This window comes from Desulfobacter curvatus DSM 3379, from assembly GCF_000373985.1.
GTDB lineage: Bacteria > Desulfobacterota > Desulfobacteria > Desulfobacterales > Desulfobacteraceae > Desulfobacter > Desulfobacter curvatus.
The window spans coordinates 1-4,576 of sequence record NZ_KB892961.1; the positions used below are offsets into that span (position 1 = coordinate 1).

The 4,576-nt window shown below is 41.3% G+C and carries 4 protein-coding genes; 1 reads left to right on the forward strand and 3 read right to left on the reverse strand.

Annotation, left to right across the window (positions count from 1 at the left end; translation table 11 throughout):
• Positions 1-329 precede the first annotated feature (329 nt).
• Positions 330-1,703 (reverse strand): hybrid sensor histidine kinase/response regulator, encoded by a 1,374-nt coding sequence (locus B147_RS27605; protein ID WP_169400701.1) that lies wholly within the window; start codon positions 1,701-1,703, stop codon positions 330-332.
• 250 nt (positions 1,704-1,953) lie between these two features.
• Positions 1,954-2,298: a hypothetical protein gene (locus B147_RS0106150; protein WP_020586354.1), complete on the reverse strand. Its 345-nt coding sequence runs from the start codon at positions 2,296-2,298 to the stop codon at positions 1,954-1,956.
• Positions 2,299-2,449: 151 nt separating this feature from the next.
• On the opposite strand from B147_RS0106150, the gene B147_RS0106155 reads away from it, so the two are divergent.
• Complete coding sequence (locus tag B147_RS0106155; protein WP_020586355.1) at positions 2,450-2,800, forward strand: L,D-transpeptidase family protein; 351 nt, start codon at positions 2,450-2,452, stop codon at positions 2,798-2,800.
• Positions 2,801-2,914: 114 nt separating this feature from the next.
• Here the strand turns inward: B147_RS0106155 and B147_RS0106160 are convergent, their stop codons facing one another.
• Entirely contained in the window at positions 2,915-4,057 is a 1,143-nt protein-coding gene (locus B147_RS0106160; RefSeq protein ID WP_169400702.1) for a trypsin-like peptidase domain-containing protein, read from the reverse strand.
• Positions 4,058-4,576: the final 519 nt, after the last annotated feature.

The window sequence follows — 4,576 nt, forward strand, 5'->3', positions numbered from 1 at the left end:
AACAGGGTTTGATCAGATTGACCGGTAATGAGCGGAGGATTTCTTTTTGAAAAAGCCCTGCCCAGGAGTCATCGAGCAATTTCCTGCGCTTCGGGCTTAAAAAGTCCCAGGGATCGAAAAGGTGGAGCTGATTGTGGTCATTTGTCTTAATCATTTAGTCAACCCTAAGCTATTGATAACATAGAGTATATTATATAGAATAAGTATTTTTAATGCAAGCTAAAAAATGGATTTTAGCCAATAATATTAACATGTTAAATTGATTTTGGACTTTTTACGAGTCCATCAATTTTTGAGTATACAAAACAATGATGCCCAGGCTACCCTGATTACAAAATATTCTGGACCTTAAACAGCTCTCTGATGGTCTGATGTAGCTTAGAGCCTGTTACCGGTTTTAGCATGAATTTTTGGATACCGACCTTGAGGGCGTCCTGTTCTGAGAAATTTTCATGATAGCCGGTACAGATAATGATGGAGATACCGGCCTTGAGCTTTAGGATTTCTTCGGATAAGACTTTTCCGGTCATGCCGGGCATGGTCATGTCCGTAATAACAACATCAAAATAGTCAGGCGACTTGGAAAAGCTTTCCAGTGCTGACTTGCCGTCATGAAAAACAGACACTTGATACCCGTAATACGATAAAATGTTTTTTAGTATTTCCAGAATCGCAGGTTCATCATCGACGATCATCACCTTTTCTGTGCCTCTCAGCTCATCGGCGCGACCTTCGGGCCGCAGGCAGGGAGACGCGTCATGCTTGATGACGGGAAAAAACACTTTAAACAGGGTACCCTGGCCCTCGTTGCTTCGAACTTCAATAAACCCTTTATGATCGTTCATAATGCCCTCCACCACCGACAGCCCCAACCCTGTGCCTTTGCCCACTTCCTTGGTGGTGAAAAACGGATCAAAAATTTTGTTCAGGTTTTTTCTCTCTATGCCGTGGCCTGTATCTGTCACCTCCAATACAAGATATTCTCCCGGCATGCGGTTTGAGCGCAGGAAATTATCAGTCTGTCCGATTTCAAGGTCATAAAGCCCGATGCCCAGTACGCCGCCCTCATTTCCCATGGCATGATATGCATTGGTACAAAGATTCATGATCACCTGGTGGAACTGGGTCGGATCGGCCAGGATTTTTGCCTTTGATAAAATTTTTTCTTCAATGGTGATGGTTGAGGGAATGATGGCGCGGATCAGCTGAATTGATTCTTTCAGTACGATATAGGCATCCAGGGGATACTTTTTAGAGTCGGACTGTCTGCTGAAAGTCAGTATTTGCCCTACCAGATCGGCTGCCCGCTTAACACCGATAAGGATTCGGTCAATATGTTTCAACGCTTTTTCCGGGGAGTTTATGTCTCGGCCGGCCAGCTGGGCAAATCCTAAAATGCCGGATAAAATATTGTTGAAATCGTGGGCAATCCCACCGGCTAAATTTCCAATAGCCGCTATCTTTTCAGTCTGATAAATCTGTTTGGTCAATTCATTTCTTTCTTTTTCAGCAATTTCCCTGTCTTGAATTTCATTTTTAAGTTGTTCATTTATTGCTATAAGCTCTTGTGTTTTATCCTTAACTGTTTTTTCAAGTTTTTGGTTGTAGTCAGAAAAAAACGCCATAAGACGAGACTGAAGAACCACGCCTTTGAATAAGTCCTCTTTAAATACGGGGAGTACCTTGAAACCGCTATCCTTCATTATGTGCAGGATTGAGTCAATGTCCTGCTCATAATCAATAACTGGTCTTTGCTGTAAACAATCTAATATTAAATTTCTGGGGGACTTGAGGATATCCTGAGAAGTCAGGATTCCCTTATAAATATCTCTATCGAGAATAACAATGAAACCCGCCTCTATAATTTTATCCTTTACCGAATCAACTCCATCTAAAACAGCCGCAGTTGGATAAAATTTTTGAATAAGATATTTGGCTTTCATTGTAATTTATTCAATCGTCAATACTGAACGTATCATAAGAAACTCTAATGGAAAAATCGACTCGAATTATTTCTTTTTTTCCGACAAACGGAAATACTTTTTTTTCTAAAACTTGGATTAGTTTTGCCTGTGAAATGCGGTTAAGGACGTTTTTATTGACTATTATTGCAGCGACATGTTCATCTTCAACCTCAAACCGATCATACCCGTCAGGGACTAATAAATCTATGCATTGGCCTACACCGTTCATACCTAATGGGCAGTCCTGGCCTAACACAAGAATATCCTCGAAAGGAGGTAATGAGGTTTTTTCGAAACTTAAATTTACAAAAAAATTTTTCTTTTCCTTTTCCATCAAAAATTCCTTTATCTGTATTAAATTCAATATGTTGATGCAATCATTTACTTGTCAGATCATAATATTCTAAACCCTAATGTATTACAATGTAAATTTATTCTCCAAAGCGGCTTTAGTCCGCATTCAGCATATTTAAGGTGAAACGCTGTTGGATATTGCCCGTTTCTATGATCTTGGTTTCAACGAAATGGCGGATCTTTATCCTGAAATGGACCCCTGGCTTCCGAGACCAGGCTCCACACTGGTTATTCCATCCCTCTGGATACTGCCGAAGATCAAGAAACCGGGAATTGTAATCAATGTAGCTGAAATGCGGTTGTACTACTTTCTCAACCACTCCCGGAAGGTCCGGACCTTTCCCGTTGCCGTTGGGCAGTGCCTCTGGCCAAGTCCGACAGGCAATTTTCGTGTGATCGAAAAGCTGGAATTGACAATTATCAAAAGTATGCTCTATATCGGATTGCGGCCTTTGGAACAACCTGTCATTTTGATGCGGTAACCGTTGAACAAACACTGCGAACCCGTTCCGGATTTCCTGTTGAGGTGGGATTCTGTGATTAGCTGGTCCTCTCTCAAGTATTTTAAAAAATATCCAAATCGGGCTGCTATCTTCTCACTTTAAGGGTTGTAAAAAATGTTGTTCCATCCCGACCAGGAAAAGAATGGTATCACCCTCTTGAACTCCTGCCAGCATATTTTTGAAAGTCTTCATGCTGTCCACCATCTGTTTGTCGAATTCAATGATGATATCGCCTGGAATCAATCCGGCCTCTATTGCCGGAGACCCATCCACAAGATCAACAATAAAAAGCCCGTAAGATCTCGGCAACACATAATTTTTTACCATTTCAGGCGTTATTTCCTGCAGTTTGATTCCCAGTTGAGGTGGGACTTCCGATAAAGGTTCAATATCATCGTCTTCCTTAAGCTCTACGGTTCTGACCTGTAAATTTAGACAGAGGTTCCCCCGCATGATTTCCGCCTTTACCTTCATGTTGATGGGAGTGGATGCCACTGCAAAGTTCAGATCGTGGGCGTTTCGGACAGATTTGCCATCAAATTTCAGAATTACATCTCCCCGGGTGATGCCGGCTTTTTCAGCAGGTCCGCCAGATACCACATCTGAAACAAGGGCGCCTTTATCTGTTTCCAATCCAAGTTTAGATTTGAGAGCCGGGGTGATATCCTGCACCACTACCCCTAATGATGCCCGTTTTATTCTTCCTTCCCTGAGTTGTGGAAGTAACTGTTTGGCCATATTGATCGGTATGGCAAATCCGATTCCGATATTGTCTCCACTCTGTGAGAAAATCCGAGAGTTTATGCCGACAACTTCATTATCAATATTTAAAAGCGGCCCACCGCTGCTTCCCGGATTGATGGAGGCATCGGTTTGAATAAAATCATCATAGGGTCCGTTTCCAAGCTGACGGTATTTAGCGCTGACAATTCCTGCTGTGGCCGTATTCCCCAGACCGAATGGATTTCCAATCGCCACGACCCAATCTCCAACCTCCAGCTTGTCTGAGTCTCCCAGCTTCAAGGGTGTCAGGGGAATATTTGCATCTATTTTGATAAGGGCTAAATCGGTCTTAGTATCCCGGCCGATGATTTGTGCCAAAAACTCCTTATCGTTACTCAAGCGAACCTTAATTTCTTCAGTTTGTTCAACCATGTGATTGGTGGTGATGATAAAACCATCCGTATCAATAATAAATCCGGTTCCAAGTTCATTCCGGCTATATTTTTCCGGCATCTGATCCCCGAAGAATTTCTCAAAAAAATCACGCAAAGAATCTTCCAAACCTAATGATGAACCGTTTTGCGTATTAGCAGGCATAACTTTAACAACAATAATGTTTACAACAGAGGGTTGAATCTTTTTGATCAATTCGGCAAATGATCTCGGATAGGCTTGCGCACTATTCCTTGCAGCAACCGGAACACAATGAAACATATACACCAGACAAATGATGAGAACAGCGGTAATTCCCTTTGCCGAAAAGAATGGCAGCCCGTTTTTTAAAATTGTTTTCATGGTATCTTGGATTTCGCTTGTTCCCATTTTGAATTTTATAAATTTAAAAATCAATAAAATCGGTCGAAAAAGTCTAATTTTTAGAGCATACACCCAATTTTTTAATATAATTCACCATAATCAATCGTAACTACTTGAAATTAAACTAGATTTTTTTCACAAAAAAGTAGAGTCTTTCCAGTTAAGTTAAGGAGGGCTCTATCATTGCGACTGCCAGTTATAAAAAATGTTCAAACG